22 protein-coding genes are annotated in these 25,806 nt (G+C 69.2%); 11 read left to right on the forward strand and 11 right to left on the reverse strand.

Annotated features, from left to right (window positions below; translation table 11 throughout):
* Positions 1-20: 20 nt before the first annotated feature.
* From ACZK4S_RS13960 to ACZK4S_RS13975, 4 genes are all read left to right on the forward strand, one after another.
* Positions 21-1,694, forward strand: a complete 1,674-nt coding sequence (locus ACZK4S_RS13960; RefSeq protein ID WP_463644693.1) for a DUF885 domain-containing protein — start codon at positions 21-23, stop codon at positions 1,692-1,694.
* Positions 1,695-1,739: 45 nt separating this feature from the next.
* Positions 1,740-2,696: a TIGR03885 family FMN-dependent LLM class oxidoreductase gene (locus ACZK4S_RS13965; RefSeq protein WP_463644694.1), complete on the forward strand. Its 957-nt coding sequence runs from the start codon at positions 1,740-1,742 to the stop codon at positions 2,694-2,696.
* 18 nt (positions 2,697-2,714) lie between these two features.
* A complete protein-coding gene (locus ACZK4S_RS13970) occupies positions 2,715-4,376 on the forward strand; it encodes an alpha-amylase family protein (protein ID WP_463644695.1) in 1,662 nt (553 codons plus the stop codon).
* A 70-nt stretch (positions 4,377-4,446) separates the two neighbouring features.
* Entirely contained in the window at positions 4,447-5,199 is a 753-nt protein-coding gene (locus ACZK4S_RS13975) for an extensin family protein (protein ID WP_463644696.1), read from the forward strand.
* On the opposite strand, the gene ACZK4S_RS13980 is transcribed toward ACZK4S_RS13975, so the two are convergent.
* The 3 genes from ACZK4S_RS13980 to ACZK4S_RS13990 all read right to left on the reverse strand — a co-directional run bounded on the left by ACZK4S_RS13980 (position 5,189) and on the right by ACZK4S_RS13990 (position 7,653).
* A complete protein-coding gene (locus ACZK4S_RS13980; protein ID WP_463644697.1) occupies positions 5,189-5,671 on the reverse strand; it encodes a flavodoxin domain-containing protein in 483 nt (160 codons plus the stop codon). The two genes, ACZK4S_RS13975 and ACZK4S_RS13980, sit on opposite strands and share 11 nt — an antisense overlap.
* A 63-nt stretch (positions 5,672-5,734) precedes the next feature.
* Complete coding sequence (locus ACZK4S_RS13985; RefSeq protein ID WP_463644698.1) at positions 5,735-6,337, reverse strand: DsbA family protein; 603 nt, start codon at positions 6,335-6,337, stop codon at positions 5,735-5,737.
* A 59-nt stretch (positions 6,338-6,396) separates the two neighbouring features.
* Positions 6,397-7,653 carry a dicarboxylate/amino acid:cation symporter gene (locus ACZK4S_RS13990; protein WP_463644699.1) on the reverse strand — a complete coding sequence of 419 codons (1,257 nt, stop codon included), beginning with the start codon at positions 7,651-7,653 and terminating at the stop codon, positions 6,397-6,399.
* A gap of 190 nt (positions 7,654-7,843) precedes the next feature.
* Here ACZK4S_RS13990 and ACZK4S_RS13995 point away from each other — a divergent pair, with 190 nt between their 5' ends.
* The 5 genes from ACZK4S_RS13995 to ACZK4S_RS14015 all read left to right on the forward strand — a co-directional run bounded on the left by ACZK4S_RS13995 (position 7,844) and on the right by ACZK4S_RS14015 (position 11,805).
* Entirely contained in the window at positions 7,844-8,590 is a 747-nt protein-coding gene (locus tag ACZK4S_RS13995; RefSeq protein WP_463644700.1) for a hypothetical protein, read from the forward strand.
* Complete coding sequence (locus tag ACZK4S_RS14000) at positions 8,587-9,108, forward strand: phage holin family protein (RefSeq protein WP_463644701.1); 522 nt, start codon at positions 8,587-8,589, stop codon at positions 9,106-9,108. The genes ACZK4S_RS13995 and ACZK4S_RS14000 overlap by 4 nt, the downstream gene beginning before the upstream one ends.
* Complete coding sequence (locus tag ACZK4S_RS14005; protein WP_463644702.1) at positions 9,105-9,743, forward strand: DUF3618 domain-containing protein; 639 nt, start codon at positions 9,105-9,107, stop codon at positions 9,741-9,743. Before ACZK4S_RS14000 ends, ACZK4S_RS14005 begins: the two co-directional genes overlap by 4 nt.
* Positions 9,744-9,813: 70 nt before the next feature.
* Positions 9,814-10,755: a Sir2 family NAD-dependent protein deacetylase gene (locus tag ACZK4S_RS14010; RefSeq protein WP_076062131.1), complete on the forward strand. Its 942-nt coding sequence runs from the start codon at positions 9,814-9,816 to the stop codon at positions 10,753-10,755.
* A gap of 45 nt (positions 10,756-10,800) precedes the next feature.
* A complete protein-coding gene (locus tag ACZK4S_RS14015; RefSeq protein ID WP_083665543.1) occupies positions 10,801-11,805 on the forward strand; it encodes a DUF808 domain-containing protein in 1,005 nt (334 codons plus the stop codon).
* Here ACZK4S_RS14015 and ACZK4S_RS14020 read toward each other — a convergent pair.
* Entirely contained in the window at positions 11,802-13,292 is a 1,491-nt protein-coding gene (locus ACZK4S_RS14020; protein WP_076062129.1) for an FAD-dependent oxidoreductase, read from the reverse strand. The two genes, ACZK4S_RS14015 and ACZK4S_RS14020, sit on opposite strands and share 4 nt — an antisense overlap.
* Before the next feature lie 224 nt (positions 13,293-13,516).
* Between ACZK4S_RS14020 and ACZK4S_RS14025 the strand changes: the two genes are divergently transcribed.
* The gene (locus ACZK4S_RS14025; RefSeq protein ID WP_463644703.1) at positions 13,517-14,443 is read left to right on the forward strand and encodes a C40 family peptidase; all 927 of its coding nucleotides are present in this window, start codon (positions 13,517-13,519) and stop codon (positions 14,441-14,443) included.
* Between the two features lie 58 nt (positions 14,444-14,501).
* Here the strand turns inward: ACZK4S_RS14025 and ACZK4S_RS14030 are convergent, their stop codons facing one another.
* The 7 genes from ACZK4S_RS14030 to ACZK4S_RS14060 all read right to left on the reverse strand — a co-directional run bounded on the left by ACZK4S_RS14030 (position 14,502) and on the right by ACZK4S_RS14060 (position 24,524).
* Positions 14,502-16,610, reverse strand: coding sequence for an alpha-galactosidase (locus ACZK4S_RS14030; protein WP_463644704.1), 2,109 nt, complete (start codon positions 16,608-16,610; stop codon positions 14,502-14,504).
* Positions 16,611-16,671: 61 nt separating this feature from the next.
* Positions 16,672-18,573, reverse strand: coding sequence for a glycoside hydrolase family 127 protein (locus ACZK4S_RS14035; RefSeq protein WP_463644705.1), 1,902 nt, complete (start codon positions 18,571-18,573; stop codon positions 16,672-16,674).
* Positions 18,573-19,040 (reverse strand): ribose-5-phosphate isomerase, encoded by a 468-nt coding sequence (locus ACZK4S_RS14040; protein ID WP_463644706.1) that lies wholly within the window; start codon positions 19,038-19,040, stop codon positions 18,573-18,575. The genes ACZK4S_RS14035 and ACZK4S_RS14040 overlap by 1 nt, the downstream gene beginning before the upstream one ends.
* An 11-nt stretch (positions 19,041-19,051) precedes the next feature.
* Positions 19,052-20,770 carry a dihydroxyacetone kinase family protein gene (locus ACZK4S_RS14045; RefSeq protein ID WP_463644707.1) on the reverse strand — a complete coding sequence of 573 codons (1,719 nt, stop codon included), beginning with the start codon at positions 20,768-20,770 and terminating at the stop codon, positions 19,052-19,054.
* Positions 20,767-22,707: a right-handed parallel beta-helix repeat-containing protein gene (locus ACZK4S_RS14050; protein WP_463644708.1), complete on the reverse strand. Its 1,941-nt coding sequence runs from the start codon at positions 22,705-22,707 to the stop codon at positions 20,767-20,769. Before ACZK4S_RS14050 ends, ACZK4S_RS14045 begins: the two co-directional genes overlap by 4 nt.
* Before the next feature lie 15 nt (positions 22,708-22,722).
* On the reverse strand, positions 22,723-23,610 hold the full coding sequence (locus ACZK4S_RS14055) for an NAD(P)-dependent oxidoreductase (RefSeq protein WP_463644709.1): 888 nt from the start codon (positions 23,608-23,610) through the stop codon (positions 22,723-22,725).
* The gene (locus ACZK4S_RS14060) at positions 23,607-24,524 is read right to left on the reverse strand and encodes a sugar phosphate isomerase/epimerase family protein (protein ID WP_463644710.1); all 918 of its coding nucleotides are present in this window, start codon (positions 24,522-24,524) and stop codon (positions 23,607-23,609) included. The genes ACZK4S_RS14055 and ACZK4S_RS14060 overlap by 4 nt, the downstream gene beginning before the upstream one ends.
* A gap of 223 nt (positions 24,525-24,747) precedes the next feature.
* Between ACZK4S_RS14060 and ACZK4S_RS14065 the strand changes: the two genes are divergently transcribed.
* Positions 24,748-25,782, forward strand: coding sequence for a LacI family DNA-binding transcriptional regulator (locus tag ACZK4S_RS14065; protein WP_463644711.1), 1,035 nt, complete (start codon positions 24,748-24,750; stop codon positions 25,780-25,782).
* The last annotated feature ends 24 nt before the right edge of the window (positions 25,783-25,806 follow it).

Genomic DNA, 25,806 nt, shown 5'->3' on the forward strand with positions numbered 1-25,806 from the left:
CCGGTGCTAGCGTCGGATCCATGACAGAAACGCCCGCGCGACCAAGCTCGCCTCTGGACCAGATCGCCGACGACTACGTCGAGACCTTGGCCAAGCTCTCCCCCATCGCCGCGACGAACTGGGGCATCCCCGGCCAGGACCATCTCCTCGATGATTTCTCCCCGGCCGGGCTCGACGCCCTCGCCGACGCCACGCGCGCCACGCTCGCGAAGGTGCGTCAGACCGCCCCGCAGGATGCGATCGACGAGGTCACCGCCGCCGCCATGAACGAGCGGCTCGGCCTCGAACTCGAACTCCACGACGCCGGCGAGAGCTACGCCACCCTCAACAACCTCGCCTCGCCGCTGCAGGGCATCCGCGACATCTTCGACCTGATGCCCACGGACACCCTCGAACAGTGGGAGGTCATCGGCCAGCGCATGGCCACCGTGCCGACGGCGGTGGACGGCTACATCGAATCGCTCCGCCACGCGGCTGCCCACGCCGACGGCCCGTTCCCTGCGCTCCGCCAGATCGAGCTGGGCGTCAAGCAGGCAGAGGAGCTCGCCGGCGGCGGTTCTTTCTGGACCCGTTTCGCCGAGGGTGCGCAGGTGCCGGACGCCGCCTCCGCCTCGCTGCTCCGCAGCGCCGATGTCGCCCGCGGGGCCTACGGCCGGCTCGCCGAGGCGCTGCGTGAGCTCGCCCCCCGCGCCCCGAAGGACGACGCCGTGGGCCGCGAGCGCTACGAGCGGTTCTCGCGCTACTTCCTGGGCGCCCGTGTCGACCTCGACGAGACCTACGAGTGGGGCCGCGAAGAGCTCCACCGCATCGTCGCCGAGCAGGACGACGTCGCCCTCCAGCTCTACGGCGAGGGCACCTCACCGGAGGAGGCCATGGCGCGCCTCGACGACGACATCAACCGCCAGCTCCACGGCGTGGACGCCCTCCAGCGCTGGATGCAGGAGACTGCGGACCAGGCCGTCGTTGAGCTGGCAGATGTCCACTTCGACATCCCCGCCCCGGTGCGCCGGCTCGAGTGCATGATCGCCCCCAGCAACACCGGCGCCATCTACTACACCGCCCCCTCTGACGACTTCTCCCGCCCCGGCCGCATGTGGTGGTCGGTGCCCGAGGGCGTCGAGCGCTTCGGCACCTGGCGCGAGAAGACCACCGTCTACCACGAGGGCGTCCCGGGCCATCACCTCCAGCTGGGCCAGACGATCTACCGCTCCGCGCTCCTCAACCGCTGGCGCCGGCTCGCGTGCTGGGTCTCGGGCCACGGCGAGGGCTGGGCCCTCTACGCGGAGCGCCTGATGGCGGACCTCGGCTACCTCGACGACCCCGGAGACCGGATGGGCATGCTCGACGCCCAGCGCATGCGCGCTGCCCGCGTCGTCCTCGACATCGGCGTCCACCTGGGCAAGGACGCGCCGGAGGAATGGGGCGGCGGCACGTGGAACGAGCCCAAGGCCTGGGAGTTCTTCAAGGCCAACGCCAACATGGCCGAAGAGTTCCTGCGCTTCGAACTGGACCGCTACCTCGGCTGGCCCGGTCAGGCGCCGTCCTACAAGGTGGGCCAGCGGCTGTGGGAGCAGGCGCGCGACGAGGCGGCGGCCCGGGGAGGCGACGCGTTCGACGTGAAGTCGTTCCACCGCAGGGCCCTGGACCTCGGCTCCGTGGGCCTCGACACCCTCCGCGAGGCACTCCTGAAGTAGCCGAAACCGTTGCGCCATGGCCCCGGATGGGCTGGACTAGGGGCCATGACGCGACTCGGCTTCCACGCCTCCCACGAGCAGATCGCCCCCGGCCAGCTCCTGACCGACGTTCAACTCGCAGAACAGGCCGGGTTCCAGATGGCCATGTGCTCAGACCACTTCGTGCCGTGGTCCACGGCGCAGGGCCACTCCGGCTACACGTGGAGCTGGCTGGGCGCGGCGCTCGCCACCACCGGGCTCACGTTCGGTTGCGTCACGGCCCCCGGCCAGCGCTACCACCCGGCCGTCATGGCGCAGAAGATCGGCACGTTGGCGTCCATGTTCCCGGGCCGCTTCTGGACGGCGCTCGCCAGCGGCGAGGCGATGAACGAGAACATCACCGGCGACGTCTGGCCGCGCAAGGAGGTTCGCGAACAACGCCTCGACGAATGCGTCGGCATCATCAGCCGCCTGCTCGACGGTGAGGAGGTCTCCCACGACGGCCTGGTCACCGTGAACGGCGCGCGCATCTGGGACCTGCCCACGGAACGGCCGCTGCTCATCGGGCCCGCCGTCTCGGCTGAATCGGCCGCGCGCATCGCGCAGTGGGCCGACGGCCTCATCACGGTGAACCAGGACCACGAATCGCTCCGCCGGGTCATCGACGCCTACCGGGGCGCCGGAGGCAGGGGCCGACTCGCGCTCCAGCTGCACCTCAGCTGGGCCCCCAGCCTGGAGAGGGCGGAGCACATCGCCCACGAGCAGTGGGCGGGCAATGCGGTGGGCGCACCCCTGACCTGGGACATCGCCACCGTGGAGGGTTTCGACGTGGCGGCGTCCCACATCACCGTCGACGAGGTCCGCCGTGCGGTGCGCATCTCCGACGACCCGGCCCAGCACGTGGCCTGGATTCAGGAGTACGCAGCACTCGGTTTCGACGACATCTACCTCCACTTCGTGGGCCAACACCAGCAGCCCTTCATCGAGGAGTTCGGCTCAAGGGTCTTGCCAGAGTTCGCCTGACCTGGCTTCGATGGACCCATGAGGATTACCGATACGAGCGACCTGTGGTGGAAGAGCGCCATCATCTACTGCCTGGACATCGAGACCTATCTGGACAGCGACGGTGACGGCGTGGGCGACCTCGCCGGGCTCTCCCAGCGCATCGACTACCTCGCCCAACTCGGGGTCAACACCCTGTGGCTGATGCCGTTCTACCCCAGCCCGGACCGCGACGACGGATACGACATCAAGGACTTCTACGGCGTCGACCCACGTCTGGGCAATCACGGCGAGCTGCTGGAGGTCATCCGCACCGCCCACAGCCGCGGCATCCGGGTCATCGCAGACCTCATCGTCAACCACACCTCGGACCAGCACCCCTGGTTCGTCGCGTCGCGGCGTAGCACCACCAACAAGTTCCGCGACTACTACATCTGGCGCGACGACGACCCGGGCGACACCTCGGCCGAAGTCGTGTTTCCCGGCGAGGAGGACGGCATCTGGACAAAGGACGAGCGCACCGGCACCTGGTACCTCCACCACTTCTACAGCCACCAGCCGGACCTCAACGTGGCCAACCCGAAGGTGATGGACGAGCTCCTGCGCACCGTCGGCTTCTGGCTGGAGCTGGGGATCGACGGCTTCCGCGTCGACGCCGTGCCCTTCCTGCTGCAGAACTCCGAGACCACGACGACGCCCACCCAGTACACGGACCCGCACGACGTGATCCGCGGCATCCGCGACTTCCTGGGCCGCCGCAAGGGCGACGCCATGCTGCTCGGCGAGGTCAACGTGCCGCACGAGGAGCAGCTGAAGTACTTCGGTGAGGACCGCGGCGACGAGCTCCACATGATGTTCGACTTCATCGCCATGCAGGCCTGCTACCTCTCGTTCGCCCGGGAGGACCCGGCGCCGCTCATCAAGGCGCTAGTGGACCGCCCCGAGATCCACCCCACCTGCCAGTGGGCCACGTTCCTGCGCAACCACGATGAGCTCACCCTCGACAAGCTCACCGACCAAGAGCGCCAGGAGGTCTTCGAGGCCTTCGGCCCAGAGGAGGAGATGCAGGTCTACAACCGCGGCCTCAAGCGCCGGCTCCCACCCATGTTCGCCGGCGACCCCCGCCGCGTCCGGATGGCCTACTCACTGATGTTTTCACTGCCCGGTTCCCCCACGCTCTACTACGGCGAGGAGATCGGGATGGGCGAGGACCTCTCGGCCGAGGGGCGCATGTCCGTGCGCACGCCCATGCAGTGGGACAGCGGCCGCAACGGAGGCTTCTCCAGCGCGGCCCCCGGCAAGCTCATCCAGCGGCCCGTGGCGGACGGCTTCGGCCCCGAGCACGTCAACGTCGCCGACCAGGAGCACGATCCCAGCTCGCTGTGGTCCTTCATCCGCACCCTGATCGGCGTGTGCCGACGGCGGCCCGAGTTGGGCTGGGGCGACTTCAGCGTGCTGGAGCACAAGACCCCCTCCGTGCTTGCGCACCGCCTGCAGTTGGATGACTCCTCCGTCGTGGCTCTCCACAACTTCTCCTCGGACGGCACCGTCGTCTCCCTCACGGATGTCTTCGGGGACGACGACGTGGTGGAGGACCTGCTGGACGGCGAGGCCGTGGTCCACCACGAGGGCGGCGGCTTCGAGGTGCCGCTCGACGGGTATGGCTACCGGTGGTTCCGCGTCGCGAAGCGGGCCACCTGAGGCAGGGTCGGGGTGCGCCGGCACTTCCGGCGGATGGCGGGGGCTTGGCGGCAGATCTACGCTGGCTGCCATGACGTCCCGCCGCGCCCTGCTCCTCGGCGCTGCGGTGCTGCCCTTGGCCGCGTGCGGGCGGTTCGACCCCGGCTTCGACGTGCCCCTGGACGGGCCAGTGGCCTGCCGCTCGCCTGAGTCACTGACCGCCTTCGACACGCTCGGCGGAGCGCCTCTGCGCTACGAGATCACGGGCACCCCGCAGAGCTTCAACGCGGACCCGCGGTTCGTCGAGCAACTGCAGGGCTGGGCCGACGACTGGGTGGCGGTCAGCGGGCTCGGCGCGCTGGCGGCGGTGTCCACCTACGGTGCCCACGTCGACAAGTGCGGGTCCTGGCACGCCGCGGGCCGGGCGTTCGACTTCGGCGTCCTCACCCATGAGGACGGCACCGAGGTCTCCTGCCGCTACGACCTCTACGGGGAGGACCCGACGAGGCTCGCCCTGTACTGGCGGTTGGCGGCGTCGTTGGCGAAGCACTTCAACTACACGCTCACCTACCGCTACAACGAGCAGCACCACAATCACATCCACGTCGACAACGGCGTCAGCGGCTACGAACCGTTCGGCTTCAACGAGGGCTCCCGCACGCACGTGACGCTCGTGCAGGGCGTGGTGCGCTGGGTCTTCGGCCGGGACGTGCCCGACCACGGCGACTTCGACGCCACCACCCGCGACGCCGCCCGCGCCCTGCAGCAGGAGTTCGGCATCACGCAACGCCTCAGCACGACGGAGGGCTGGGCAGCGTTCCTCGACGCCGCGGCTAGGGGTTGAGCGTCGCCGCCCAGGCCCGCACGGCGGCCGGGTCGAAGTGGTCCTGCTCGCCGTGCTTCATCGACTTCATCAACAGGCGGCGGAAGAAGCCCACCTTCCCGGGCACGTAACGCCCCGCGAAAGACTCACTGGCCTCCGCACCCGTCAGTTCCACCACCGGCGCGTTGTACGCAAGGGACTGGTCACGCGCGGCCGGGTCCTGAGCGCTGAGGCAGGTGTTGAACACCGCCACCCTGGTGCCCTTCAGGGCCTCGGCATGGGAGGCGGCCCACATCGTTGCCTCGGAATACCAGTTGTTGGCGTTGACGCCGCTGCCGAAGATCACGAGACCGGCCCCGTCGACGGCGGGTTTGTCCTTGAGGTCGGCCACGCGCACGTCGTGACCGCCCTCACGAAGGACCTCTGCGACGGTGAGTGCGACGTCGCGGGCGGAGGCGGTGCGGGTGGCGTACCCGACAAGAACCGAAGTCATGAAGTAACGATAGTGACGCGGTTGTGCCCGCCGACTCCGGGGTCGCCCCTAACGGGCCCGGGTTCAGTCGAAGATGGGCCCGACGGTGCGGGTGCGCTTCAGTTCGAAGAACCCGGGGTAGGCGGTGACCTTCACGAAACCGTCGAACAGGTCCCCCGCCTCCTCGCCCTTCGGCGCGGGCGAGATGACCGGGCCGAACAGGCTCATGCCGTTGACGCGCAGCACCGGGGTGCCCACCTCGTCGCCCACCGGGTCCATGCCCTCGTGGTGCGAACGGCGCAGGTCGTCGTCGATGTCGCCGGTCTGGGCGATGTCGACGATGTCGGCGTCAGCCCCGACGGCGGCGAGCGCCGCCCTGACGGTTTCCGGGGAGCGCTCCTCATCGTTGAGGTGGAACCGGGTGCCGATCTCCGTGTAGAACTCGAGCAGCTTCTCCGAGCCGTGGCGCTGCTCGACGAGCACCGCCGCGCGCGCCGGCACCCATGCCTTGTCCATGAGTTCCTGGTAGCCGGAGGGCAGGTCGCGGCCGTCGTTGAGGACGGAGAGGCTCATGACGTGGAAGGTGGTCTTCACGTCACGGACCTTCTCCACCTCGAGCATCCAGCGGGAGGTCATCCAGGCCCAGGGGCAGACGGGGTCGAACCAGAAATCAACGTGTGTCGTCATGGCTCCATCTCACCACACCGCTGGTTTCACGGAAGCGGCGTTCGCCGTCGGCGTCAGGCTCAGCTGGCCAGCGCGTCGACCGCCTCGGCGTCCGCCTTGGCCGCCGACTCCTCGGAGAGCTGTTCCTGGCTCTTGGAGGAGCGGACCCACTTGTCGATGATGGCGGCGATCGCGCCGTCGCCCGTGACGTTGGTGGCGGTGCCGAAGGAGTCGATGGCGATGTAGGTGGCGATCATGAGGCCCACCTGGGCGTCGGTGAAGCCCAGCATCGACGACAGCAGGCCGACAGCCGTCATGATGGCGCCACCCGGCACGCCGGGGGCTGCCACCATCATGACGCCGAGCATGAAGATGAACGCGATCATCAGACCGGGCTGGATGGCGCTGCCGGACAGCATCATGACGGCGATCGAGAAGCAGGTGATCTTGATCATGGAGCCGGCCAGGTGGATGGTGGCGCACAGCGGCACGGCGAAGGCCGCCACCGGCTGGGACACGCCGTTCTTCAGCGTGGAGCGCAGCGTCACCGGGATGGTGGCGGCCGACGAGGAGGTGCCCAGGGCGGTCGCGTACGCGGGCAGCATATTGAGCAGCATCCGGAAGGGGTTGCGGCCGACGACGGCGCCGGCCACCAGGAACTGCAGCACGAGCATGATCCAGGTGAGGATGAACACGAACACCACGACGCCGAGGAACGTGACGATGACGGTGGCCACCTGGCCGCCCTGCGTCATGTTGAGGAAAATGCCGAAGATGTAGATGGGCAGCAGCGGGATGATGATCTTGGCGATCACCCAGTTGACCAGGTCACGCAGTTCGCGGAAACCGCGCAGCAGTGCGCCGCCCTCCACGACGGTGAGCGCGATGCCCACCACGAAGGCGAGCACGACGGCCGTGGTCACGCCGAAGAGCGGCGGGATGGGCAGCTCGAAGAAGGGAGCGAGCAGTGACTCCTCCGGGTTGGTGAGGGACTGCGCGCCGTCGGCCGGCAGCACCCTGGGCAGCACCAGCATGGAGGCGCCGTAGCCCATCAGGCCGGCGAGAATGGTGGAGAGGTAGGCCAGACCGGCCGTGATCGCCAGCCACTTACCGGCACCGCGGCCGAGATCGGCGATCGCGGGGGCGATGAGGCCGAGAATGATCAGCGGGATGGCGAATCCGAGGAACTGTCCGAACAGTCCGTTGAACGTCACGAAGATGCGCGTCACCCAGTCAGGCAGCACGGTGCCCAGCAGCACGCCGAGCACGATGGCGGCGACGATCTGGGGCAGCAGCCCGAAGGAGAACTTCCTGGGCCTGGTTGTCTCAGCACTCATAGGAGAAAAATAGACGACCCCTTGGGAGATATCTGCATCGGGCCGACCTTGGTGAGAAGAGGCGGGCGCGATTTTACTCCCACCCCACCCCTGAATTCACACCTTTAGGGGCCTGTCAGTCGAAGCCCCAGCGAACTAGCGTCGTTGTACGGCTCTTCAGCCGCGCACCACTACGAGAGGAGTCCCACCTATGTCCTCCCACGATTTCGAGCCTCGCCCCACCGAGCCCCAGGTCCCGGTTGACTCCGGGTACCGCGGGTTCGACGCCGACGCCACAACGCCAGGACGTACCGAACAGGCCGCAGACTCGTTGAAGGGCCCTGCCCGCGACGTCAAGGACACGGCCGCGGAAGCCGGGCGCGACGTCCTCGACACCGCCAAGTTCGAAGCAGGGCAGGTCGCCCAGGAGGCCAAGTTCCAGGGCAGACGCCTTCTTGACGAGGGTGTCGGTGAACTCCGGTCCCAGGCGAACACGCTCCAGGCCAAGCTGGCCGACACGGTCGACGCGCTCACCGAGGAACTCGGTGTGATGTCGGCGAACACCCAGACCGACGGCCCGCTCACCCACTTCGCGGGTGACGCGCACGACTGGGGTCGCCGCGCGTCCTCCTGGCTCAGGGAGAACGATCCCGACCAGGTCATGACGAGTGTGCGCCGCTACGCGTCGCGCAACCCGTGGACGTTCCTGGCCATCGCGGCCGGCGCCGGCCTCGTCGTCGGACGCCTCTCCCGCGGACTCAAGGACGCGGCTTCGGATGACGACGTGCCCCGGCTCGCTGCCGACACCAGCGGCTACTACCCGCGCACCGACTCCCAGGGCTACGCCCTGACGACTCCGGCCGAGACACCGCTGACAACGGACTATGGCCGCGAAGTGCCCCCCAACCTGTCCACCGGGCCGGGGGCGCAGCCCAACCCGTGGCAGGGGAACCTATGAGTCACACCCCCGAACAGGCGCAGCGCGTGCACCATGCGGACGACATCGCTCCGCAGCCTGGTGACCACGCGCCCGCGACAGCCTTTGACGAGGCCGGCCAGTACCGCCGAGACGCGGACCCGAGGTCCTTGGGCGAGATCGCCAGCGATGCGCTGGACAACGCCTCGACCCTGATCCGTCAGGAAGTGGAACTGGCCAAGGTCGAACTCAAGCAGTCGGCGACCCGCGCAGGGAAGGGCGCAGGCTTCTTCTCGGGTGCCGCCGTCACCGGCTACCTCGGTCTGCTGTTCCTGTCGCTGGCCGCGTGGTGGGGCATCGCCATCCTCATCGGCAGCTACGCGGAGCCGGCACTGGGTTGGTCCGGCCTGATCGTGGGCGCGATCTATCTCGTGATCGCCCTCATCCTGGCCATGACCGGCAAGTCCGAGTTCACCAAGATGAAGGGTCTGCCGAAGACCACTGAGACCGTCAGCAAGATTCCCGCCGCCGCAACCGGCCATGAGGAGAAGAACCGATGACAGACAACCCCGAAGAGATCCGTCGCGACATCGAACGGACCCGCACCGACCTCAGCAACAACGTCAACGCACTGGCAGACTCCGCCAACCCGGCACGGATGGCGCAGCGCCAGATGGACAAGGTCAAGGGCAGCGCCCGCGGCCTCAAGGAGCGCGTGTTCGGCTCCCCCTACGACCCGTACGACGAGGGCATGATGGGCGACGCCAAGGACAGGCTCGGCGACGCGCGAGGCACGATGGCCCACGCCGTCGACGACGCCACGCACAAGGTGCAGGAGGCCCCACACAAGGTGCGGCGCTCCACGCAGGGCAACCCCATCTCCGCAGGGCTGATCGCCTTCGGGCTGGGCGCGCTCATCGGCGGGCTCATCCCCTCCACCCGCACGGAGCAGGAGCTGGCCAGCCAGGCCAAGGACAAGGCCCAGCCGCTCATGGACGAGGCGAAGGTCATGGCGCAGGACGCCATGGACAACCTGAAGCCGTCCGCGCAGCTGGCCGCTGACTCCGTGAAGGAGGCGGCCCAGGAGGGCACCGGCCACGTGAAGGACGATGCCCAGCACGCCGTCGATGAGGTGAAGGGTCAGACGCAGCGCTCCGTGGAGGACGTGCGTTCTGACGACCGCAACCCCCTGTGACGTCTACCGACGCCCCTCTGAGCCATGGTGGCCGACCCGCACGTTGCGGGTCGGCCACTATCGTTGAGACATGACCCCTCGCGACGTCGGTGGCTGGTTCCGCACCGCGGTTGACGGCCCCGTCGTGCTCCCGAACACGGGCGCCTGGGGCCCGGGCACGGGGAGTTTCGGGCGCCAGTCGCACGACGACGACCTGCGGGCCGCCGTCGACCTGTTCCGCGGGCGTCCCACCATGGTGCTGACAGGGGCGGGCATGTCCACCGCTTCCGGGTTGCCGGATTACCGCGGCCGCGACGCGGTGCCCCGCTCTCCCATGATGTTCCAGGAATTCGTGGGCTCAGATCTCAGCAGGCGTCGCTACTGGGCGCGCTCCACCGTCGGCTGGTATTCGTTCGCCTCAGCCGAGCCCAACGAGGCACATCATCTGCTCACCCGGATGGGCCGGCTCACCCCGCTCACCGGGGTGGTGACGCAGAACGTCGACGGCCTGCACCAGAAGGCCGGCTCGCACCCCGTCCTCGATCTGCACGGCAACCTGGCGCAGGTCCTCTGCCTCGAGTGTGGGCGGCAGATCAGCCGCCACGAGCTGCAGCAGCTCTTCCTCCAGCTCAACCCCTCGTTCGCCGCCCACCTCGAGCAGCTCGCCTCCGACGCGGCGGCCGCCCCGGACGGCGACGCCGAGGTGGACCGCACCCAGGACTTCGTCTATCCCGGCTGCCCCACGTGCGGCGGCATGCTGAAGCCGGACGTCGTCTTCTTCGGCGAGAACGCCCACCGCGACACCGTGGCCGCCGCCAACGCGCTGCTCGACGAGTCCGACGTGCTGCTCGTGCTGGGCTCCAGCCTCACCGTGATGAGCGGCCTGCGGTTCGCCCGCCGGGCGGCCCGCGACGGCAAGGAGGTCATCATCGCCAACGACGGCAGTACCCGCGGCGACGACGTCGCCACCTTACGCATCCACGGCCGCCTCGAGCCGACCCTGCAGCGCTGGGTCTCGCTGCTGACACACTGACCCGCCTAGAATGCGGTGTCACTGACCCCGAAAGTAGGAGCACCCATGGCCGGCGGACTCGCAGCCCTCCTGGACGACATCGCCGCGATCGCGCGTGCTGCGGCCGCCTCCGTCGACGACGTGGCCGCGGCTGCCGCGAGGGCTTCAAGCAAGGCGGTGGGCGTCGTCGTCGACGACACGGCTGTCACCCCCCGCTACGTCCAGGGCTTCTCCCCTGATCGGGAACTGCCGGTGATCTGGCGGATCGCCAAGGGCTCCATCGTCAACAAGCTGGTCTTCATCCTCCCCGCCATCCTGTTGCTCAGCCAGTTCGCGAACTGGGCCCTGACACCGCTGCTGATGCTGGGCGGCCTCTACCTCTCCTACGAGGGCGTGGAGAAGATCTGGGAATCAGTGACCGGCCACTCCAAGGCGAAGAAGGCCCCGGCGCTGGTCAAGGGGGCAGACCACGAAAAGACCATGGTCAGCGGGGCCATCCGCACCGACTTCATCCTGTCGGCGGAGATCATGGTGATCTCACTCAACGAGGTGACGGATCTCGGCTTCTGGATGCGGGCCGCCTCCATGGTGGCAGTGGCACTGGCCATCACCGTGCTGGTGTACGGCGTGGTGGCCATCATCGTCAAGATGGACGACCTGGGCCTCCACCTCGCCGCGAAGCCCAACTCGAAGCGCCTCGGTGAGGGCCTCGTCAAGGCCATGCCCGTGGTGCTCAGCGTGTTGTCCACCGTCGGCATCGCCGCCATGCTGTGGGTGGGCGGCCACATCCTGCTCGTCGGTATGCACGACCTCGGGTTCCACCCCATCTACAACTTCGTGCACGACCTCGAGGCCGCCGTCGGCGGTGGTCTCCTCGGCTGGTTGATCAACACCTTCTTCTCGGCCGTCATCGGCATCGTCGCCGGCGCCATCCTCGTGGCGATCATGCACGTCCTTCCGTTCGGGAAGGGCCACGACGAGAACGGGCACCCCGAAGCTGTCGAGGTGCCCGTCGTGCCGTCGGCCCACAAGGTGCGCGGGGTGCCGCACCCGGAGGCGGGCGAAGCTTAGGCCTTCCCCAGGTCCTTCAGCGCCGGGCCTTCGAGCAGGGTGCCGTCTGCCGCGAACCGCGACCCGTGCAGCGGGCAGTCCCAGGACTTCTCCGCGTCGTTCCAATGCACGATGCCGCCCAGATGGGTGCACACCCCGGAGACCCGGCAGGTGACGCCTCCGACGGTGCTGGCCGCCACGGGCTTCCCGTCCAGCCGGCCCACGACGCCCTTGCCCTCGCCGGGCGGGTCGTCGGGCAGCGAGCTGAGTTCGCCGCGGAGCCAGTCTTTGGCGAGGTGCCCGGCCACCTTCACGTTGGCGCTCAACGCCTCGCCGACGGCGCTGGCGGAGGTGCCGCGGTCCGTGAGTGTCTCTGCCCAGGGCATGGAACCGCCCAGCAGTTGGGCGCTGAGGTTCAGCGCGGCCGCCACAGCGTTGGTCATGCCCCACTTGTTGTAGCCGGTGGCCACGAAGATGTCGCCGTGCCCGCCGGGCAGCTTCCCCACGTACGGCACCCGGTCCACGGTGGTGTAATCCTGTGCCGACCAGGAGTGGGTCATCTCCAGGCCGGGGAAGACCGAGTCGGCCCAAGCGACGAGGCTCTGCAGCGCGGCCGCCTCCGAATCTGCGCGGCCGACGGTGTGGCCATGACCGCCCACCATCAGCAGCTGCTCCGGGCCGTCGTCGAGGGTGCGCAGCGAGTGGGTGGGGCTGTCGGCGCTGAGGTACATGCCCTGCGGGATGTGACCGCTCGAGACCCGGTGCGCGGTGGCGTAGGAGCGCGAGGGCACCAGCTTGGCGAAGTAGCCGCCCCTGTCGAGCTGCGGGGTGCCGGTAGCCAGCACCACCCGGCCGGCCGTCAGTTCACCGCGGTTGGTGGTGACCCTCACGGGCGAATCGCCCTCAGCGTTCAGCAACCGGGTGTTCTCGAACACGACGCCGTTGTGGGCGAGCAGTTGACCCGCGAGTGCGTCGAGGACGGTGAGGGGGTGGATCTGCGCCTGGTCCAGCATCGTGAGGGCTCCGGTGGTGGCGAACGGGAGCTCGGTCTGATCGGTCCAGACGACCTCATCAAGGCCGGCGGCCTGACAGGCCTCCAGTTCCTTGCGCAGTTTGCCCGCGCCGTCGGAGGTGGTGGCGTAGGTGTAGGCCGTACGGCGTTGGAACTCGACGCCCTCGGTCTCCAGGAAGCGCACCAGCCAGGCCTGGCCTTCGCGCTGGCCCTCGACGTAGGCGCGGAGTACCTTCTCGCTCTGGTGGGAACGGATGCCGCTGAGGGACAGGCCCTGCAGCAGAGAGAGTTTCGCCGTGGTGTTGCCGGTGGTGACGGCACCGACGCTGCGTGCTTCCAGGACGGCGACAGTCAGCCCGGTGCGTGCGAGGAGGAGTGCGGTGGTGAGGCCGGTGAGCCCCGCACCCGCGACGACGACGTCGTAGTGGGCGCCGGCGTTGAACGCGGCCGTGAAATCAGTCTTCGGAGGGTGAGTTGCAAACCAGTAGGACTCCATGTGACATCGTACGCCGGGGACGGGGCCACGCAGCCGTGATGCGCGCGAAACCCCCTGCTGCTGAATGACGTCCTGAGAGTTCTTCAGTGAGAGCCAGTTGAACATGCTCTGACGAGCAGCTAGTTCCTTTCGTGAAACAGATGTTCCTGAGAACCAGATTTGGATTTCTCAGGTTCGGGTGCCTACTATCTGCGGGTCAGTCATTCGGAAGGCACCCCACAGATATGTTGAAGCGAGCGATCCACCTCCTGGTCGCGGCCGTCATGGCCGTGACGCTGAGCGTGGCCTACGGCGGCGACGCGCAGGCGGCCGGCGGCAGCGTCTACACGCAGCCCGGGTACCACCTGGTCAACGGCCGCTACTGGCACACCACCTGTGAAATGTATTCCCCGGAGGTCGTGCGCTGCAGCACCGACATCTGGGCCACGAGTGTCGTCAGCCACCAGGGCCGGTTCGTCACCCACGACGGCTGGGTGTTCAACACGCTCACCTACCTCCCGTCGGACCGCGCCTCCTGGGGCAGCAACCCCCTCGCCACAGCGGGCAGCTGGACGGGCACCGACGGCCGTCGCTGGAAGACCGAGTGCGACACCGCCGCCACCGGCCGCGGCGCCTGCCGCTCCTACGCGGTGACCACCACCATCGAGACCGCCACGGGCACCTACACCTCGGCCAAGGCATGGGTCATCAACAACATCGTGCAGTTCTCCACGGCCAGCGTGCCGGCCGTGACCAGGATCCCCGCTGCCGCCCCCGCGCTCAGCTGGGTGCCGGTCGAGAAGCCCATCCCTGACGTCACCGTCGGCCAGCAGGTGGCGAAGGCTGCGCTGACCAAGGTGGGCTCCGCCTACCGGTACGCGAACGCGGGCCCGTCGACGTTCGACTGCTCCGGCCTGACCTCCTGGGCCTACAAGCAGGTGGGCGTGACGCTTCCGCGCAGCTCCAGTGCGCAGATCTCCGTGGGGAAGCGCGTGGCCAAGAGCGAACTCCAGCCGGGCGACCTGGTGTTCTACTACAGTCCGATCAGCCACGTGGGCATCTACATCGGCAACGGGCAGATCGTCGACGCGGCCAACCCGAGCACCGGCGTTCGGGTGGCTTCCCTCAACTCCATGCCGTTCGCGGGCGCGACCCGCGTCGTGGGTGCCTGAGCGCACCTCCCCCTGAACGAGCCCATCGCCCTGTCCCCCCACAGGGCGATGGGCTCCCTCACACCCGCTCGACGTCGATCAGCAGTGCCACCTCGGGGAAGCGGCCGGCCAGCCGGATGCCGACGGTGGCCAACTGGCGGCCGGTCATGACGCCCAGCTCGTAGCCGAGGCCCACGAGGGAGACCTTGTAGCGCGATTCGGGTTCCAGCCCCGGGAGCCGGATCTCTCCGAGCTCAGGCATCATCGGCTCGTCGATCACGGCGAAGGAGAACAACGCCCGCGCCGGGGTGACCACACCCTTGAGCAGGAGGTGGGGGCTACCCATGTCGACGCGGACCAGGCGGCCGGTGTGGAGCAATTCACGTACCTGCTTGTAGAAGCCGATGGTGAGCTGCAGCGCGCTGAACTCCTCCTCGGTGGCCTGCGTGAGGTCCCATTCGATACCCAGGTGGCCGAAGAGGGCGGTGGCGGCGCGGAACTCGATGCTGTGGCTGCGGCCCGTGGTGTGTGACTGGCCGGACGCGATGTGGCTGCCCATCAGCTCGAGGGGCAGGAGTTGGCCGGTCCACCAGAGCATGCGCTGGCGCGAGTGGGGATCGATGTTGTCCGAGACCCAGACCCGCTCCACGCGCTGCAGCACCTCGAGATCGATGCGGGCGCCGCCGGAACTGCAGGACTCGAACTCCGTGTCCGGGTGCAGTTCCCGCAGCTCGTCGAGCAGCCGGTAGAAGGCGCGTGTCTGCGCGGAGACGCCCGGGCGGCCGTCGTCCACGGCCGAACCGGCGTCGACCAGATCGCGGTTGTGGTCCCACTTCACGTAGTCGACGGCGTACTCGGCGAGGACGGCCGAGACCTGGTCTCGCACGTGGCGGTAGGCGCCGTCGACGGCGAGGTTCAGCACCTGCTGGTTGCGCCACTCGCCGGGGAGGCGACCTTCGGGCTGGAGGATCCACTCGGGATGGGCACGCGCCACGTCGGAATCCGGGTTGACCATCTCCGGCTCGAACCAGAGGCCGAACTGCATGCCGCGTTCCCGCACGTGATCCACCAGGGGATGGAGCCCTTCGGGGTAGGCGTCGGCGCTGACCACCCAGTCGCCGAGGCCCGCGGTGTCGTCGCGCCTGGCACCGAACCAGCCGTCGTCGAGGACGAAGCGCTCGACGCCGACGTCGGCGGCCCGGTCGACGAGCCGCCGCAGGTGCCCGGCGTCGTGGTTGAAGTAGACGGCCTCCCACGAGTTGAGGGTGACCGGCCGGGGGCTGTCCGGATGGACCGGGAGCGAACGGAGGTACCGGTGGAAGCGCCAGGCCTGCGCATCGAGACCGGCCGCGTGGTTGAAGTAGACCCAGGGAGACGTGTAGCTCTCCCCCGCCGTGAGGCGACCCTCGCCGGGCAGCAGCAGTTCGCCGCCGCCCACCACCTGGACGCCCGGCATGACGCGCTCGACGTAATGGACGTGGTTGCCGCTCCAGGCGGTGTGGACGGCCCAGATCTCGCCGCCGTCGTAGCCGAAACCACGCTCGCCCACGTGCAGGATGTAGGCGGCGTCGTGCCCGGTGCGCCCGCGGCGCCCTTCCCGGCGATGGGTGCCGATGGTGAGGTCGAAGCGCTGGGGCACTCGTTCGGACGCCCAACGGCCGCCGAAGTCGAGCACCTCAGCGGCGCGGTTGGGGATGGGCAGCGCGAGATTGAGCTGGTCGACGGTGAAGGCGTCCTCACCGGTGTTGCCGACGGTGGCCTGTGCCCGGACGAGCCCCTCAGGCAGCAGCTCGACGCGCAGTGTCAGCGTCAGCCCTGCGTCGGGCGCCGTGGCGGTGAACTCCACCGCGGCCGGACCGGTTGCGGTGAAGCCGTCGGTCAGGTCCGCGCCGTCCAAGGTGATCCCCGCGAGTTCCCAGGCCTGCGTCCACGCGCGGCCGTCGCGGGAACCGACCAGGCCGGGGGTGCCCATCCAGCCATGACGCCCCTCCGGGAGCAGCCCGACGCGCAGCGGCGCCAGGATGGCGTTGTGCTCGGCCGTGTAGCCGGCAGCGCCCAGCATGGCCTGCACATCCTCTGCGGTGACCTCGCCGATGTCGGCGCCCCAATGCCTGACTTCAGGCAGCCCGCCGTCGGTGGTGAGCAACAGCGAGACGCCGTCGGCCCGCAGATGAATGGTCGTGGTCATCAGATCCCTCCAGAAGTCCTCAGGCGAGTCGTCGGACACCTGCCGCGGTGCCGGTTCGGGCTCACCCTACTGCCCGGGGCAGCCAGACCCTCATCGTGGCGGGTCCCCTGTTGCCCCACCGGTGATAGGGGATCAGCACGGTCTGCCGCAGCTCACCGGCAGCCTCCGGGGGCGCCTCCCCGTAGGGCCACTCTGCGTGGGCCGGTTCGGTGAGCCGGATGGTGACGGACGGTTCCGCCCCGTCGACGATCCCGGCGCTGACATCCACCTGGGCCCGGGCCACCTCGGCGCCGAGGTCCGTGGATTCGAGCGCGAAGATCCTGGGGCCCTTGGCGACGGCCACCTGGTGGGTGATCGTGTCGATCCGCGGATCCGGGAAGATCCACCTCGCCTGCATCGGCAGGGTGAGGACGATCTCGTCGCCCGGCCGCACCTCTTCGACCACCGCGTAGCCGGGCCCGACGGACCGAGGACCGGAGCCGGCGTCCAGGGACGCCTCGCCGGCCCACTCGGGAACCCGCAACTCGACCCGCAACCCTGAGCTCGGAGCCCGGCGGACGGCCACCCGGAAGACGCCGTCCTCCGGATAGCGAGTCGACATCTCGAGCTCGGCCGGTTCGCCGTCGACGACGGCCCGGATCTGGGCCGGCAGGTACTGGTGGATCTGGACCCCACCGTCGTCCGTCGTGGCCACCATGGAGCCGAGCGAGGCGAGCGTGCGCGAGACATTGGTGGGGCAGCAGGACACGTCGTACCAGGGCGCGCGGAGGGAAGAATCGGCCCGGGGGCTGGGGACGTCCATCTCCGGCGGCGACCCGGGCGAGCGTCGGTAGAGCGTGTTGGCGTAGAAGTAGCTGTGCCCGTCCTCGGCCGTGGAGGTGGCGAGGATGTTGTAGAGGATGCGCTCGATCAGGTCGGCGAACCGGGCTTCACCCGTGGCCAACAGCAGCCGTTGGCTGACCATCATCGCGGCGACGCCCGCGCAGGTCTCGGAATAGGACCGGTCCGGTGGCAGCTCGAAGTCCTCCCCGAACGCCTCGCCCGTGTGGCGGGAACCCATGCCACCGGTGACATAGGTGCGCCGGGCGACGGTGTTGACCACCTGCAGCTTGACGGCCTCGAGGAGTTCCACGTCGTCGAGTTCGACGGCGGCGTCCACCGCGCCTGCGGCGAGGTACATCGCCCGCACGGCGTGTCCCCTGGCGACCGTGGCCTCGCGCACCGGCACGTCGTCCTGGTAGTAGCTGCGCCCCAGCTCGATGTCGGCCAGGCGACCGTGCCCGCGTCGCTCGACGAAGAGCGCCCCCTGCCGCACGTACCTATCGTCACCCAGCAGCCGGCCCAGCTCCACCAGCGCGACCTCGATCTCGGGGTGCCCGGGGATGGCGTCCCTGCCCTCTTCGCCGAACTCCCGGCAGACGTGGTCTGCCGCGCGGATGGCCATCTCGACGAAGCCGTCCCGGCCGAACGTCCTCGCCCGGGCGACGGCGGCCTGAATGAGGTGCCCGAAGCAGTAGAGCTCGTGCCCCCATTCGAAGTCGCTGTACCGCGGCTCCTGCCCTGGCCGCCCGAACTTCGTGTTGAGGTAGCCGTCCTCCTCCTGGACGGGGAGAATCCGCTGGGCGAGGGACTCGAAGCGGTCATTCATCTCGGCTGAACCGGTGCGGCCGTGTTCCCACGCCATGGCCTCCATCAGCTTGTAGACGTCGGAATCCGAGAACTCCCGGCCCCGGCGCTTCTCGGGCAGGGTGCCCTCCACCGCCCAGTCGAAGTTCGCGATCCACCCCACCTTCTCCATCCAGTCCTGGGCGTGGGCGATCAGGGTGGAGGCGTTCAGCGACTGCCGGTCGGCCCAGAAGCCGCCCGTGATCTCGACGGCCCCGATCCCCAGCGGCCGCCAATGGCCCCTGCCGGGCGCGATGGGCAGGCCGAAATCGCGCCGGACGTCGTGCGTCGCGGTCATCACTCCCTCTCTTCCTCTTCATAGGACTCGATGACGTGCACCTTCTCGTTGGACGGCGACTCCGGGTCGAAGACGTGGCCGAGGAACTCCGACACCAACTTCAACGCCAACTCGCGTCCGATGACCCGCTCCCCGAGACACAGCACCTGGCCGTTGTTGGACTTCACCAGACGCTCAACCGAGTAGGAGTCGTGCGCGGTGCTGGCCCTGACCCCCGGCACCTTGTTGGCGGCGATCGCCACGCCCATCCCTGTGCCGCACACGAAGATCCCGCGGTCCGCCTTCCCGGCCGCGATCAGGCGTGCGCCCTCGACGGCGAGGTGCGGATAGGCGGTCGGGTCCGTGTCGGCCTTCACGCCGACGTCGATGACCGCGTCCACCCGGTCGTCCGTGGCGAGCAGGGCCGCGATGGCGTCCTTGTAACCCACCCCGGCCTGGTCTGCCGCCAGCACGATTCTGTACCCCATGATTTCTCCTCCTACTTCGTGAGCACGGCGGAGACGGCCTGCGCGCATAGGGCGAACGAGACGGCTCCCGGGTCGGGATGGCCGACGCTGCGCTCAGCCAGCGGCCTCGCACGGCCCTTCCGGGGGCTCAGCGAAACGGTCGCGTCCGCGGCCTCCTTGGCCACCGCGGAGGCCTCCGCCCAGGCGTCGGCCGCGTCCCTGCCTTGTTCGGCAGCGGCGGCCAGCGAGTCGCGGAAGGGCACAGCCGCGTCGATGATGGTCTTGTCCCCCACGTCGGCCTTGCCCAGGGCGGTCATGGCCTCGACATAAGCCCCGATGGCCGCCGCGAGCCTGCGCGCATCCACCGGATCCTCGTTGCCGAACGCCGCGCCGAGGGCCCGCAGCGCAGCCCCCCACAGCACGCCCGAGGTGCCACCGGCGTTGTCCGCCCAGGCGTCGCCTGCTGCGGCGAGGACTCCGGCGGCGCCCCATCCGTCGGCCAGGGCAGTGCGCGCAGCGTCAGTGGCGAACCCGATCCCGCGCACCATGCCGCGGCCGTGGTCGCCGTCACCGGCGACGGAATCGATGCGTGCCAACTCCTCCTCGGCCTCGTGGAGGACGCGCTTCATGCTCTCGAGCGCGGCGACGGCGGTCTCGGCCACCGCACGCGAAGCGTCGGAGCCCACCACCGGCACCTCCACGGCATCGGCCTCCTCGGCCGTCGGTGCATCGCCCGCGGCCACCCGTTCAGCCGCGAGACTGCCGCGCTTCCACGCCGGGGTGTCGGCCGGATCCAGCCAGAGCTCCTCGAGCTCGTCGTCCAGCCAGCACAACGTCAGGGATACCCCGCCCATGTCGAGGCTGGTGACCAGTTCGCCCACCTCGGGACCCACCAGTTCGAGCCCGTGGCCGCGGAGCCGCGCGGCCACGATGCCCCAGAGGAGGAACAGCTCCTCGTACTTGGTGGACCCCAGGCCGTTGAGGATGGGGGCCACCCTGCCGGAGGCCCCGGCGGGGCGCTCCTCAAGGAGCCTGTCCACCATGAGGTCCGCCAACTCGTTGGCCGGCAGCCAGTCCACGTCCCTGAGCCCCGGCTCGCCGTGGATGCCCAGCCCGAAGCCCATCTTCCCCTCGGGGACGGTGAAGTGCGGATGGTCCGCCCCCGGGAAGGTGCAGCCGGAGAACGCGAGCCCGATGCTGAAGGTCAGCTCGTTCGCGTGGTTGCCGAGCCGCTCCACCTCGTCGATGTCGTGTCCGCGCTCCGCAGCGGCTCCCATCACCTTGAACACCACGAAGTCGCCCGCGATCCCGCGGCGCTTGTCCTTCTCGTGGGCGCCGGCGCTGGCCACGTCGTCGGTGACGATGACCTGGCGCGCGTCGATGCCCTCAGCCTGGAGTCGCTCGCCCGCCGCGCTGAAGTTCATCACGTCGCCCGCGTAGTTGCCGTAGGTGTAGATGACCCCGGCGCCCGAGTTGGCGGCCCGGCCCACCGAGTAGGCATGGGAGGCCGACGGCGAGGTGAACAGGTTGCCGATGATCGCCCCGTCGGCGAAACCGGGGCCGACCACGCCGGCGAAGGCCGGGTAGTGGCCGGAGCCGCCGCCCACCAGGACGGCGACCTTGGCCTTGGCCGGGCGCTGGGCGCGCACCACCCCTCCGACGACGGCCCGGACCCGATCTGAGTAGAGGTCCACGAACCCTGCCACCGCATCGTCGGTGAACTCCGCGGGATCGTTGTAGATGGTGGTCATGACAGTGACTCCTTCCGGGGCCAGACGACAGCGGTGTGGTGACCAGAGGGCAGCGACGCCACGACGCTCCCGGCGTCGGGTCCGAGCACGAGTTCGGAGCCGTCGGGTGCCTCGAAATCTGCATCGACGAAGCGGACGCGGCCCAACTCGGAACTGGTGACCACCTCAGTCCGGCTGGCCTCGTCCGGGAGGTCCGAGACGACGGTGACCGCACCGTCGTTCTCCACCCGGAGGTCGATCCGGCCACCGTCGAGCTGCACCGGGTCCGTCTCGCCGTCGAAGGGCCGCGCGGCGCCGAGGTAGACGTTGTCGCGGGCCACCACGGCCTGCTTGATGCCGGTGAAGCGGCGGTGGTCGCCGGAGCGCACTCCGGTGCGCTCCAGGTATTCCTCGAAGCTGGCCGGGTGGCCGACGTAGACAGCCGTGCCGTAGCCCGCCTCCGCCGCCTCGGGCAGTTCGATGCGATAGTTCTCGCGCTCCGGATCGCCTCCGAAGACGTTGCCGATGAACCGGTCGTCGCCCCCGACGATGACGGCGTAGCCGGAGACGCGGGTGCTGTGCGGCCGGTGGTACGGCGTCGCACGGTCCAGGACCGGCTCGATCCGCAGGCTGCCGAGGAACAGGTTGCCGACGTAGGCGCCGCCCTGGCTGAAGTTCTCCAGCGAGACGGGGGAGCCGAACACGTTGTGGTCCACGATGTAGGGCCCGTGGCTGACTTCGACGAAGAAGTCGCGGCTGTTGGAATGGAACACGTTGCCGGAGATGCGGGTGCCCTGGGTCTGCCAGTCCAGCCACAGGCCCAGCGAGCAGTCGTGGATGTGGTTGCCGACCAACTGGACGTCGATCGGCGCGTGGAGCTTGATGCCGCCGATCTCATGCCCGTAGAACTGACGCCGGATGCCGATGTTGTAGATGTGGTTGTCCTCGATGGCGGAAAACACGCACCCCAGGTGACCGACGACCCCGTTCTGGCCGCAGTCGTAGATGGTGTTGCGGCGCACCACGTGCGACCCGATCCGTTCCCGGCTCCAGCCGTAGTCCTCGGCGACGAAGACCGACTCGAGCTGGTACTGGTAGCCGGGCTTGTCCTTGCGGACGGTGGCGAAGTTCTGGCCGGTACTGCCCTCCTTGCCCAGCGAGATCGCGGAGCACTTGGAGTCGTGCAGCACGTTGTCCTCGATGATCCAGCCCTTCGCCCAGTTGGGGCCCACCATGCCGGGCTGGTCAGCGGTCGGGGGCACCCAGGGGGTGGCTGCGTGGCGGATCTCGAAGCCGCGCAGCGTGATGTAGTCGACGTGGTTGGCCTCGGGGTAGAAGACCGAGCGGCGCACGTTGATCTCGACGGTTTCGTCGCGGGGGTCCACGTCGCCGAAGTGGGCGTGGATGGTGGTGTGGTCATCGTCGACCTCGGCATGCCAGACCAGGCGACTCGGCGCTTCGGTGCCGGCCTGGGGAATGCCGGTCCAGTCGTCGACGATGGTCTCCTGTGGGCCCGGGTGCCGGACGTCGTCCAGCGAGGGCACCTCGAGGAGGGCCCTGCCTCCCAGGTAGACCTCCCCCAGATGCAGCTCGGGTTCGTCTTCGGCGGGCCGCAGCAGCCAGTCGCCCGCGATCACCTCCGCGTACGGGTTGAACTCCCCGAAGAGGGCGTTGTCGACGACGGTGCGCCAGACGCCGCCGTCGACGGGCTCCCAGTCGGTGACCTCCTCGGAACCGGTGAGCACGACGTGCTCGCCGGGGGCCGCGGTGAAGGTGATGCGCCGGTTGTTGCTGAGGCCGCCATGCGGGGGCTTGACCCACTCCCGGTAGATGCCTTCGTGCACCACCACGGTGTCGCCGGGGCGGGCAAGGGCGGCGGCCCTGTTGAGGGTGGCGAGGGGGGATTCGGCGGTGCCTTCGTTGGAGTCGGCGCCGCGCTTCGAGACGTGGATGTCCATGGACGTGAGTTCTCCTCAGTGGGTGGGCCCGTTGGCCAGGAAGGTGGCAATGGCCGAATCGTCCTCGGCGTCGAGCCCTGCCTTCTTCGCCATGCGGTACAGGTTTTCGGCGGCCTGCGCGACCGCGGTGGGGAGTTGGTGGCCGCGGGTGAGCTCGCCGACGATGCCCATGTCCTTGGCGATGACGTCGACGCGGGAGCGGAGCTCGGGCTTCTCCCCGCGGAGCTGCTGGACCATGCGCGGGCCGCGGTCGGCCAGCATGAACGACGCGGCCGCGCCCCTGCTCAGGATGTCGACGCAGAGGTCGAGATCCAGGCCCATCGCGTCAGCCATGGCCAGCGCCTCGGCCGCGGCGGCGGTGTGGATCCCGCACAGCAACTGGTTGACGGCCTTCATGTTCTGCCCGTCGCCCACGCCGCCCATCGGAACGACGGTCGACGCCATGGCGTGCAGCACCGCGTCGCAGCGTTCCAGCACCTCCGGACTGCCGCCCGCGGTGATGAGCAGGTCACCGGCCCGGGCGCGCACCGCGCCACCGGAGACCGGCGCGTCGACGCTGCCGACGCCCCTCTCCCGGAGGCGGTGGGCCACGTCGTTGACGACGGCGGAACCCACCGTCGAGGTGATGATGACCGTGGCACCGCCGGCGAGGGAGTCGCCTGCTCCGTCGCTGCCGAAGAGGGCCGCTTCCAGTTGGGCGCCGTCCCGGACGGCGACGACCACATGGGTGGCTCCGGCGACGGCCGCACGGACGGTGGCGACGGGGTGCACCCCGTCGGCGGCGGCCAGGTCGCGGCGCTGGGCCGACACGTCGAACCCCCGCACCTCCCAGCGCTCCGCCAGCCGGGCGGCGATGGGAAGCCCCATCGCGCCGAGGCCCAGGACGGCGATCACGTCAGTCACTTCGGCTCCTTCATCGCCACCGCCAGCATGCGGCGGATGTAGTCGCGGTTCTCCGCGGAGACGGTGAGACCGTCCCCGCCGTAGTGCTCGACGCAGAATGCCCCGTCGAACCCCGCCTCGACGGCGATCTGGATGGCGCGCCGGTAGTTGGCGCTGCCTTGGGCCATGGGGGCCGGGAGGCTGACGACGTTGCCCGCCGCGTCCTCGCTGCGGAAGTAGTTCTTCACGTGCCAGTAGTTGGCGTGCGGCAGGCAGCGCTCGACGGCGGTGAGGAAATCCTCGACGGGGCGGTGCAGCCGGTAGAGGTTGCCCAGATCCGGGTTGAGGCCGACGTTGGCCAGGCCGATGTCGCGCACGAGGCGCACGGCCGATTCCGAGGAGCCGAGCAGGGTGTCCTCGTACATCTCCAACGACATCTCCAGACCCAGCTCTGCCGCATGCAGGCCGAGTTCGCGCAGGCGAGCGACGGCCAGGCCCCACGTCGCGGCGTCGGTGGAGTCGACGGGGCCGGGCGCCGTCCAGAACCAGAAGGCGTCTCGTTGCTCGGGGGTCAGGGGGCGGTGCAGGCCGAAGGAGACGACCTTCGAGCCGATGGCCCCGGCGGCCTCCAGCACCCGGTGCGAGTAGGCGAGGTTGTCCGCCCCGGCCTCCGGGTCGATCACGCTGCGCCGGATGGCGGACACGGCGACCGGGTTCAGGCCCAGTTCATCCAGGACGCCGCGGAGCTCGTCGAGACGGGACCCGTCGAGGTCGCCGATGCGCACCCAGTTGTCGGTGAGGTCGACCTCGGTGAAGCCCTCGCGGAGTACCTGGTCGAGCTGGCTGCGCCACACCGTGGCGGGCGCATCCTGGGAGTCCGGGAAGGGCAGCATCGCCGCGGCGATGGGCCAGTTGGCTGAGGTGTGGGACGGCATTCGGCTCCTTTGCCTGGACGTCGTGCGGACCATTGGGGCGCGGAGAACCCGACGTAAAGTTTCCTGCGCCCAACGAAACTTTCTTCGACGTTAACACCCGATGGCGGCCCCGGCAAGGGTATTGTTTTATTTCAATACAATTCCTGGCAAGGCCGCCAGGTCTCTGTCCGCCGCACAGCCTGGGCTCGCTGCCGAGCCTCACACCGACCGCCCGAGGAGGGAGATGACCTCGACTCGTTCCGCTGCGAAGCCCACGCTGGCAGCCGTCGCGACCAGGGCCGGGGTGTCCCTCGCGACCGCCTCGAAGGTGGCCAACGGGAGGCCGGACGTGGCCGACGGCACCCGGATCCGCGTCGAACGCGCCATCCTGGAACTGGGCTACGAGACCAATCGGCGCACCCCGTCGGCTGCGCGCCCCTCCATCGCCTTCCTCGCCGACGTGATCACCAGCACCTACGCGATGGAGGTCTTGGGTGGGGCGGTGCGAGCCGCCGAGGAGCTGGGGATCGACCTCGTCGTCGAGCGGGCGCATCGGCAGACGGACCCCGAGGGTCTCCTCAGCAGCGCGGCGCTGACCCAGCGCCTGTTGGCCGCGAACCGGATCGGCGCGGTCCTGCTCACCGCGGGTGTCGGCGGCGATGTCTACTCGACCATCCTGGGCGCGAGGCTCCCTATGGTGGTCATCGACCCACTCGATTCCGACCGCCCGGACGTCGTTTCGGTGGGCGCCACCAACTGGCTCGGAGGTCGTTCGGCGGCGGAACACCTGCTCAGCCTCGGCCATTCGAGGATCGCCGCGATCTGCGGGCCCGTCCGGTCCATGAGCGCGACCGCCAGGTTGGACGGCTTCCTCTCCACCTGCAGCAACGCCGGGGCGACGGTGCCTGATCGCTGGCTGCGACGCTGCGCCTTCGACGCCCAGGAGGCCGCCGAGATCGCGGCCCGGTGGTTCTCCGACGACGAGCCACCCAGCGCCATCATGACAGGCAGCGACCTGCAGGCCATGGGCGTGCTGAGCGCTGCGCATGCGGCGGGGCTGCGGATCCCCGACGAGCTGAGCATCATCGGGTACGACGACACGCCACTGGCCACCTGGGCGACCCCCGCGCTCACCGCGGTGCGCCAGCCGCTCGCCGATATCGGCCGACGCGCCGTCGAGACGGCCTACCTCATCCACCGTGGCCAGGTGCCTGAATCGCGGCACATCGAGTTGGCGACGAGGTTGATCGTCCGCCAGTCGACCGGCCGCGCCCCCTGAACCCGTCCCGCAAATTTCAGGTGG

It is taken from the genome of Tessaracoccus zhenghani, assembly GCF_055326325.1.

Bases quoted from the DNA above. Each gene is read 5' to 3' on its own strand.
- ACZK4S_RS14000 (WP_463644701.1), top strand. From the start codon at position 8,587: ATGAGTCACACCCCCGAACAGGCGCAGCGCGTGCACCATGCGGACGAC.
- ACZK4S_RS14065 (WP_463644711.1), top strand. From the start codon at position 24,748: ATGACCTCGACTCGTTCCGCTGCGAAGCCCACGCTGGCAGCCGTCGCG.
- ACZK4S_RS14010 (WP_076062131.1), top strand. From the start codon at position 9,814: ATGACCCCTCGCGACGTCGGTGGCTGGTTCCGCACCGCGGTTGACGGC.
- ACZK4S_RS13990 (WP_463644699.1), bottom strand. From the start codon at position 7,653: ATGAGTGCTGAGACAACCAGGCCCAGGAAGTTCTCCTTCGGGCTGCTG.
- ACZK4S_RS14015 (WP_083665543.1), top strand. From the start codon at position 10,801: ATGGCCGGCGGACTCGCAGCCCTCCTGGACGACATCGCCGCGATCGCG.
- ACZK4S_RS13995 (WP_463644700.1), top strand. From the start codon at position 7,844: ATGTCCTCCCACGATTTCGAGCCTCGCCCCACCGAGCCCCAGGTCCCG.
- ACZK4S_RS13985 (WP_463644698.1), bottom strand. From the start codon at position 6,337: ATGACGACACACGTTGATTTCTGGTTCGACCCCGTCTGCCCCTGGGCC.
- ACZK4S_RS14030 (WP_463644704.1), bottom strand. From the start codon at position 16,610: ATGACCACGACCATTCATCTGCGGGCCGACGGCGTCTCGCTGTTGCTC.
- ACZK4S_RS14040 (WP_463644706.1), bottom strand. From the start codon at position 19,040: ATGGGGTACAGAATCGTGCTGGCGGCAGACCAGGCCGGGGTGGGTTAC.
- ACZK4S_RS13960 (WP_463644693.1), top strand. From the start codon at position 21: ATGACAGAAACGCCCGCGCGACCAAGCTCGCCTCTGGACCAGATCGCC.
- ACZK4S_RS13965 (WP_463644694.1), top strand. From the start codon at position 1,740: ATGACGCGACTCGGCTTCCACGCCTCCCACGAGCAGATCGCCCCCGGC.
- ACZK4S_RS14020 (WP_076062129.1), bottom strand. From the start codon at position 13,292: ATGGAGTCCTACTGGTTTGCAACTCACCCTCCGAAGACTGATTTCACG.
- ACZK4S_RS14050 (WP_463644708.1), bottom strand. From the start codon at position 22,707: ATGGACATCCACGTCTCGAAGCGCGGCGCCGACTCCAACGAAGGCACC.
- ACZK4S_RS14045 (WP_463644707.1), bottom strand. From the start codon at position 20,770: ATGACCACCATCTACAACGATCCCGCGGAGTTCACCGACGATGCGGTG.
- ACZK4S_RS14005 (WP_463644702.1), top strand. From the start codon at position 9,105: ATGACAGACAACCCCGAAGAGATCCGTCGCGACATCGAACGGACCCGC.
- ACZK4S_RS13980 (WP_463644697.1), bottom strand. From the start codon at position 5,671: ATGACTTCGGTTCTTGTCGGGTACGCCACCCGCACCGCCTCCGCCCGC.
- ACZK4S_RS13970 (WP_463644695.1), top strand. From the start codon at position 2,715: ATGAGGATTACCGATACGAGCGACCTGTGGTGGAAGAGCGCCATCATC.
- ACZK4S_RS14025 (WP_463644703.1), top strand. From the start codon at position 13,517: ATGTTGAAGCGAGCGATCCACCTCCTGGTCGCGGCCGTCATGGCCGTG.
- ACZK4S_RS14060 (WP_463644710.1), bottom strand. From the start codon at position 24,524: ATGCCGTCCCACACCTCAGCCAACTGGCCCATCGCCGCGGCGATGCTG.
- ACZK4S_RS14035 (WP_463644705.1), bottom strand. From the start codon at position 18,573: ATGACCGCGACGCACGACGTCCGGCGCGATTTCGGCCTGCCCATCGCG.
- ACZK4S_RS13975 (WP_463644696.1), top strand. From the start codon at position 4,447: ATGACGTCCCGCCGCGCCCTGCTCCTCGGCGCTGCGGTGCTGCCCTTG.